At 33.2% G+C, this 4,494-nt stretch carries 3 protein-coding genes; all 3 read right to left on the reverse strand.

What is annotated here, in order from left to right:
* Positions 1-326 precede the first annotated feature (326 nt).
* The 3 genes from PQO00_RS20160 to PQO00_RS20170 all read right to left on the reverse strand — a co-directional run bounded on the left by PQO00_RS20160 (position 327) and on the right by PQO00_RS20170 (position 4,308).
* Complete coding sequence (locus PQO00_RS20160; protein ID WP_274186658.1) at positions 327-1,166, reverse strand: Sir2 family NAD-dependent protein deacetylase; 840 nt, start codon at positions 1,164-1,166, stop codon at positions 327-329.
* Positions 1,167-1,326: 160 nt separating this feature from the next.
* Positions 1,327-3,183, reverse strand: a complete 1,857-nt coding sequence (locus PQO00_RS20165; protein WP_274186659.1) for an ATP-binding protein — start codon at positions 3,181-3,183, stop codon at positions 1,327-1,329.
* Positions 3,184-3,186: 3 nt separating this feature from the next.
* Positions 3,187-4,308 (reverse strand): SIR2 family protein, encoded by a 1,122-nt coding sequence (locus tag PQO00_RS20170; RefSeq protein ID WP_274186660.1) that lies wholly within the window; start codon positions 4,306-4,308, stop codon positions 3,187-3,189.
* Between the last annotated feature and the right edge of the window lie 186 nt (positions 4,309-4,494).

The following is a 4,494-nucleotide window of genomic DNA, read 5'->3' on the forward strand; positions in this document are numbered from 1 at the left end:
TTCTCGACACTTCATCAGAGGTTCATTTGCATTCATCTCCTTTATTCATACCTGACCACGCTCATGGCGCGGCCGTTTCCATAACGCTCAATACCTTGACTCTTTACCAAAGCACCTTATGGGGGTTTGACACTCTTCCCTGTAGAACAGCACCGGTGGGTCGGTTCCACCATCTTATAAACAGTTGCGTAACGAATTTCAGCCGTTCGTTACTCTCGGCACACGTATGGTTAGTTGCGTGGTTCAGCAACTAATTTAGTAAACAAATACTTGCCAGAGAAAATTCCTTCGGAATTTTCCAAATAATCACTTGCCAAAGCAATTAATTATACACGGTGTTCTACGCAGTTTTTTATCAGATTTTTAATTTCAGGCAAAAAATCAATACTTTTTCCACGTAAAATCAGTTTATTCTTTTTGGTTGACAAGTAATCAGAAAAGGAATTGTCTTCTAAATTAATATCAACAACATATCCTCCAAATTGTATAGTTGTTTCCGCAATACGCATTGGCAGATTGGTAGCTCCGGAAGTTCCGATTACAAATAATACTCCAGTATTTTTAGCAATTCTTAATGAGCTATCAGCTTTATTGGTTTTTTCATCATAATATTCATCGAACCATAAAATATTTGCTCGCATCCAAGCTCCGCAATTCGGACATTTTAAAGCGTCAATTTCCTCTTGCGTTAAATCTTCTGTAAGTTCTTTGCCTTTTAATTCGGTTGGAATTGGTCTTATTTCTCTGCAGGCTCTAGAACATTTTACTTCACGATAATTTCCGTGTATTTCGAATAATCTTTCGTTTCCTGCACGTCTGTGAAGATTATCAACATTTTGAGTTATTAGCTGAAACCTATCTTTTAGTTCATTTTCAATATCTGCTATTATTTCGTGACTTTGATTTGGTTCGGCGCTTTCTAACATTCGTTTTCTAAAAAGTGTGTATTGCCAAACTTCTTCAGGATTTTTATAGAAATATTCAAAAGTTCCAAATTTTTCGGGTTTATAAAACTTTGTTCCTTTAACCCAAATTCCATCAGAACCTCTGTAAGTAGGAATTCCGCTATCAGATGATATTCCAGCTCCAGTCAAAAAAGTGAATTTATTCTTATTCTCTTTTTTAAAAACTTCCTCAATTATATTTTTTAACTCGATGTTTTTCAAATTGCGTAGAACGGTCTCGGCTATGCGTAGTGCGGGAATTTAAGGCACATCACTTTCCTTTTAGCAGTTAGTTTATTTAATGTAATTACTTTCATATCAGCACTTTCGCCCGCATTACGTATAGCCAATGTTGGCGTGTCGTGCTTTATTATTTTCAATTTTAATCTTTCCAATTTTCAATCAAGCTTCTTGTTTTATTATTTGGTTCAAATTCTTTTTCAATTGCTCCAATGTCTATAACTACTGGAACTTGAGCCGAAAGACCTGCTAAAATACATGTACCTGTCGGCAGAATTGGTAAATACTCAAAAGATAGTTTGTCAAGATATGATATGGTTTTCTCTACAGCAATAATGTCATTGTTGTTTATTAGTCTGTGTAGAAAATAGTTGTGCAATTGTGATATTATTGTTGGCGATATATCAGAAGGTCTTTGGCTAGCCAATGTTAGGAAAACACCAAATTTCCGACCCTCTTTTATAATTTCTTCAAATGTTTCAAGTCTATAATCTTTCCATTGTTCACTTTCTCTATTTGAATCTCTTGAAAGGATATTGTGTGCCTCATCTATTATAATATTTAAGTGAGTTGTTTCATCATTTTTTGCCTTCTCTCCTTCATAAAGTTGTTTGCACAACAACAATGGCAATATTTTACGCATATGAATATTGACATCTTTTAATGAAACTATTGTGAAGTTTTTAGAAGTTGAAACATCTTCTTTAGCTTCAATAACCTTTCTAATATCAGTGAAATTCTTAGCTAGTCTTTTTATTAGGGGTGCTAAATGTTCAATGTTTGCAAACCCTTTAATTATTTCATCATAATATTGAAATATGATTTGAAGCTTTAAAACATCTAAATCATTCAAATCATCTTGCGGTATAACAATTTCATCGAGTTCATCTGTGATTCGGGCAACCATATCCTCATCGTAATATCTAGTTCCTCCTGTGGTCACAAACATGAACTGATAGGTGGTATTATGATATTGCACCCTTTCTCTAAGATTATCACGGACTTCTAAAAGGTTAGAGTGCGGAATAGAAAAGTGTAATTCAGATAAAAATTCAACAATAATCTTTAGTCCTAGTTCTTTATCGTTTTTGGCAATCCCTAGTGAAAATTCTCTTATTATAAGTTCTTTTAGGTTATCAGGTTGCTTGATTCTTTCAGCGAGGAAATCATTGTTTATAGCTCGTCTTAGGAAGGGTGTTTGAGTTTTCTCGGTTGCTTCCAATACAATCGCCCAAAAATTATGGTCATACAGAGTTTCTTTTGAGATAGGATATTTTTGACCATCATAATTTTTTGTGCTTAACCGATAAATATTCTTGTATTCAATGGGTATAATTACATTATCTGATTCGGTTACATATTCTCCATTAAAGTCTAACAAAAAGAAATTTGATTTTTGCTTGAATTTCTTATTATCCTTGTAGATTTTAAATAGCTCAAAGTAGAGTTTGGCTAAAGTGTATGACTTTCCACTCCCTGTATTACCAAAAATACCGATGTGGCTGGCAAAAAGACTATCAATTCCAACTGTGATAGTTTGACCCTTTTCTAAAGTTAGAGTTCCAATAACTAATGGTTCATCGGTTTTTCGAATGAAATCATGAACTTGGTTAAACTCTTGTCTATCTAAAAGATAACATTCGTTATCAACTAAAGGCATTTCTTTTATTCCACGTTCAAATTCCTTTTTATTAAAAAAACCAAGTAGACTTACACTAAGCGACCTATTTATTTTTTCCTTATCGCTACTATATTCTTTTGTAGAAACAATTTTATCTTCATATGTGAACTCTCCTTCTACCTTACCTATGATTATTGTGAAACCTTTTATAATTTTAATATAGCTACCAACAGATACATTTTTAATTAGGTCACCTTTATACACTAAATGAGATGAGTTTTTTGCTTTGTCAACTGAAACTCTAATTGACCGACCATCAACAGAAATTACTCTACCTACTCTAAATATTGAATCTTCGACTATTATTTCGTTTGACATATCCTAATCAATTTTGTCTAAGATTGCTTTTAAGAATTCTTCATTAAAAGTTTTAAAGTCGAAATGTTTAGATGTATCGTCAATCTCTATAACTTCAATGTTATTATAGCGAATAGTGGCACTTCCTTTTTTTAGATTTGCCTCTATATCAAGTTTTGCACTATTGTCATAAGCGAAAACTTTGATTGTTAGAGTAGGATTCGAGTTTGCTGCTCTTGTAACAATCTCCCTAATGTGTTCATCCGCCATAGAAAATCCGAATACGATGAGTATCGTATTTTCTTTTTCTAACTCGTTTGAAAATAATCTTAGAAGCTCATAATACTGAAGATTAAGAATTGTGTCTTGAAACTTTTCCTTGGTTGGGTTTACAACTGCAAATTTTTTATATTCTTCTAAAAACTCTCCATAGGTTGGTAAAATAGTTTTTCCTTTAACTTCTGTAGTAAAATGAGTGTCGATAGTTGCTGATGTATCAAAATCAATCAAATCCGATTCAACATTGTCAAATTTAACTTGGACAGAATTGATAGCTCTTAAACCTGAATAAATAATATTATCTCTATCTGTTTCCCAAGTCAACGAGCCATGGACTTTCAATAAGTTGAAAACAGGGATTTCCGAGGTGTTATCGTAATGAAGGCTTTTTTTGAATAAAGAATTCTTGAAATTTGTTAGGTTAAAAATAGGGTTAAATCGCCCGTAAAATCCATCGTTGTATTCAAGTTGAGAGGTCTCCAAAGCCTTTTCGAAAAACACATCGATATTTGTCGTGAAAATGTTGACTTGTTTGTTAAGAATGGTACTTTTTCTTTTTAGAACAATTGTATTTAGATAAACTAAGAAATTTTTGTAGTTTGATAGAACCTCGTCTCTCTTTACATCTGTAATAGTTTCATCAATAATTTGAGGGTTTTTGCTAATAACAGTTTTGAAGTATTTCCCCAAAATTGAAGCTCTAACAATAGTTTTTTCGTTTTCGCTAAGAGTTTTGTTTCGTTCCAATTCAGTTAAAAGAACTTCAATGTTACCAAGTGTCGAAAAGTAAGGAACAGAAAGACCTGACCCAACAAGGAAATTCAAATTGCAGTCTTGAATTGTATTTTTAAATTTCTCTATGTCCATTATTTCCTATTTCGATTAATGTATTATGCTGTCGGTTTTTGCATGCACGCCAACGTTTGGTGTCGAGTAGACAAGGGGGATTTCACCCCGAGCCTCTCACAGAACCGTACGTGATAGTCTCCCATCATACGGCTCTTCTTATACAAATCTATGCACTTAATTGGAATATCCAACATACCAGTGATA

This window comes from Flavivirga sp. 57AJ16 (assembly GCF_028736925.1).
In the GTDB taxonomy this organism is placed as follows: Bacteria; Bacteroidota; Bacteroidia; order Flavobacteriales; family Flavobacteriaceae; genus Flavivirga.

Bases quoted from the DNA above. Each gene is read 5' to 3' on its own strand.
- PQO00_RS20165 (WP_274186659.1), bottom strand. From the start codon at position 3,183: ATGTCAAACGAAATAATAGTCGAAGATTCAATATTTAGAGTAGGTAGA.
- PQO00_RS20170 (WP_274186660.1), bottom strand. From the start codon at position 4,308: ATGGACATAGAGAAATTTAAAAATACAATTCAAGACTGCAATTTGAAT.